We start from the raw sequence: 2,907 nt of genomic DNA on the forward strand, positions 1-2,907 counted from the left end.
GGCACCGTCAAGTTGTGGGCTTTTGGGCAAGCGAGTTGGCACGCCGAGGGCGATGCTGGCACGGAGTTCAAGCTGCGGCAGCAACCCTGCTGACGTCGGCCCACACCTCGAACGCGCGCGCGCCCTGGCGGCGCGGTACTCGCTGGCGGTGACGTGGTCGCGGCGGAGATGGAAGAGGTTGCCGATCTGATCGTGGGCGGAGAGGAAGCGCTGCGCCTGCCGGGGCGACTTGAAGCGCTTCATCTGCCGCTCTCGTCGCCGTGTCGGCTGGTGCGAGTTTTCCGCCCGGTTGTTGAGACCCTTGTGCCGGCGGTGCTCGACACCGGGCATCAGCGCCTTCTTGGCCGCCCCGTAGCTGCCGAGCTTGTCGCTGACCATGACGCGCGGCGCCCGGCACTGGCGCTTCAGCAGCTTGCGTAGCAGGTGTTCGGCGGCGCGCTTGTCGCGCCGGCTCTGGACCAGCACATCCAGCACCATCCCATTCTGATCCACGGCACGCCAGAGCCAGTGCTGCACCCCGGCGATCTTGATGGCGACCTCATCCAGGTGCCATTTGTCACCAGCACAGGGCAGCCGGCGGCGGATCCGTTGGCGAACTCCTGGCCGAACTTGAGCGACCATTGCCGCACGGTCTCGTGGCTAACGACGATGCCGCGGGCGGCCAGCATCTCTTCGACCATGCGAAGGCTGAGCGGGAAACGGAAGTACAGCCAGACCGCCTGGCTGATGACCTCGGTCGGAAACCGATACCCGGCGTAGGGCGACTTGGCGACGGGTGGCCTCATCCCGGCCACCTACTGGACCGGGCTTTGCCCGCCTAGCCCCGCTCAACTTGACGGTGCCGGAGACGCCGTCGAGCCCCATGGCGCAGACCAGGTCGTCCACCGACCTCGTGGAAACGCCATGGACGTAGGCCTCCTGGATAACCGCCGTCAGTGCCTTCTCGGCCAAGCGGCGGGGCTCCAGGAAGGCAGGAAAATAGCTGGTCGTCCGTGAAGAACGCGATTTCAGCGCGCGGCGGTTTGTAATGTCGGCGTTGGGGCCGTGGGCGCGCTGGTGGCGAGGAGGCTGAGGAGGAACGCGAGAAGGCGGATCAGCCAGGCGCGGAGCAGGCGGAGGTTGTGGCCTGCGGCGGCGAGGATAACGTTGACGGCGTCGCCGCTGGCACCGGCGAGGAAGTTGCGGCCGAGATGGCCGTCACTCTTCAGATGGCCGATCACCGGCTCGATCCCGGCAAGCCGCCTGATCTCGCGGCGAATGGTGGGCGTGACGCCGCGCTTCTGGCCAGAGAGGAACACGCGGGCCTTGTCGGCGTCGTGGCCGCGATAGCCGCGGTCGACATAGGCGCGCTCGATCGGCACGCCGGTGATGCGCTCGGTCTGGGCGGCAAGGGTGTGGCCGTCGAAGGGATTGCCCGGCAGGCTGCGGGCGCCGATCACGAACATCCCGCCTGGTGCCGTGCGGTTGGTGGTGGCGAGCGAGACCTTCACGCCGAACTCGAAGCGTGTGCGGGCCTTGCCCTTGCCGATGCACTCCACCTCGGGGGCGTGCAGCGCATAGATCTTGTCGCGGCCACGGTCTTCGCGACGCTGGCGGAGCAGCTGGACGATGCGCTCGAGCGGCGTGGCAAAGGCGGCGCGCACCGCCGCGGCGGCACCGGCGATCTTGCGGGCGACGTCGCGTGCGAGCCGGCCGAGCCAGGTGCGCATGCGCCGCACCACGCGCTCGGCCTCGCGGTGGCGGCCGCGATGGATCAACTTGGCGACCTCGCGCCGGGCACGGGTGGAGACGCGGGTGTAGGACTGGCGCAGCGCGACGCCGTGCCGGCGGGCGAGACGGCCGAGGATTTCGACGCCGCGGTGGATCAGTTTGCTGTCGGTCGGGTGCGTCACGGCCTTGGGCTGGACGGTGGTGTCGATGGTGACGCGCTCGAAGTGCTTGGGCTCGGCGGCGCCGGCGCGCCGTGCGGCGGCGAGCGTCTCGGCGAGGAGCAGTTCGAGCCGCTCGGCGCCGATGCGCTTGCGCCAGCGGGTCATCGATGAGCGATCCAGCGGCAGGGCGTGCTGGAAATAGGCTTCGCCGCAGAACAGCTGGACGTACGGGCTGTCGAGGAAGCGCGCGCAGACGGCGTCGTCGGAGAGGCCGTCCATGTGCTTGATGAGGTGCAGCCCGACCATGAGGCGTGTCGGCAGCCCGGGCCGGCCGACGCCGTCGCTGTAGAGCGGGCCGAAGGCGGTGGTGAAGCGCTCCCAGTCGATCAGACCGGCCAGGCGCACCAGCGGGTGGCGGCGGTCGACGAGGTTCACCAGGGCGGAGCGGAACAGTTCGGGCTGCTCGGATGGCGGCGATTTCGGCGGCATCGGCGGTCTCCAGCGCGGCGACCCACCGAGGGAATCACGCCGCGCGACCAGCTTCAACAGGCGCGCGGTTTTGCAAGGTTTTCACCCGCTCCGGACAGGAGCCTTGCAAACGGGAATACTTCCAGCGGCCGAAAGCCCCAGGAAGCCCACGGACTCCCGCGTTGTTCACGGCCGACTAGCTGCCCTTCCTCAGCCTGGGGATGCGCAGCTCGACGGTGCCCGCCCGTGTCTGCCAGTCGCGCTCGCGGTAGCCGTTGCGCTGCACCAAACGGTCGGAACTGCGCTCGCCATGGGCGGCGCCGGTGATCCCGCCCACCTCGAGCTCCATGAGCCGCTCGGCGGCGAAGCCGATCATCTCGCGCAGCATGGAGGCGTCGGCGGACTTCTCCAGCAGGCCCCGAAGGGCCATCGTCTCGTCGGTCATCGTGGTCGGTCCAAAGCTCGGGGTTGAGTGTCAGCAACCCAACCCTAGCCACGAACCACCGCGGTGACCGCCTCAAGCTCGGCAATCAGATCCTACACCATGCCCAGGGACACGGCCGTGACG

At 68.9% G+C, this 2,907-nt stretch carries 1 protein-coding gene and 3 pseudogenes; all 4 read right to left on the minus strand.

All coding sequences use genetic code 11. The features are described from left to right. Nucleotides 1-114 precede the first annotated feature (114 nt). Nucleotides 115-785 (minus strand): annotated as a pseudogene (locus tag ACFHPP_RS30740) (IS6 family transposase); the annotation flags it as partial. Nucleotides 786-843: 58 nt separating this feature from the next. Further along, nucleotides 844-993, minus strand: a pseudogene (locus ACFHPP_RS30745) (transposase); the annotation flags it as partial. A 14-nt stretch (nucleotides 994-1,007) separates the two neighbouring features. Continuing rightward, entirely contained in the window at nucleotides 1,008-2,360 is a 1,353-nt protein-coding gene (locus tag ACFHPP_RS30750) for an IS5 family transposase (RefSeq protein WP_437167029.1), read from the minus strand. 178 nt (nucleotides 2,361-2,538) lie between these two features. Then, nucleotides 2,539-2,784: pseudogene (locus ACFHPP_RS30755) on the minus strand (transposase); the annotation flags it as partial. Nucleotides 2,785-2,907 lie beyond the last annotated feature (123 nt).

Origin of the sequence: Falsiroseomonas sp. E2-1-a20 (assembly GCF_051433195.1) — a bacterium.
GTDB lineage: Bacteria > Pseudomonadota > Alphaproteobacteria > Acetobacterales > Acetobacteraceae > Falsiroseomonas.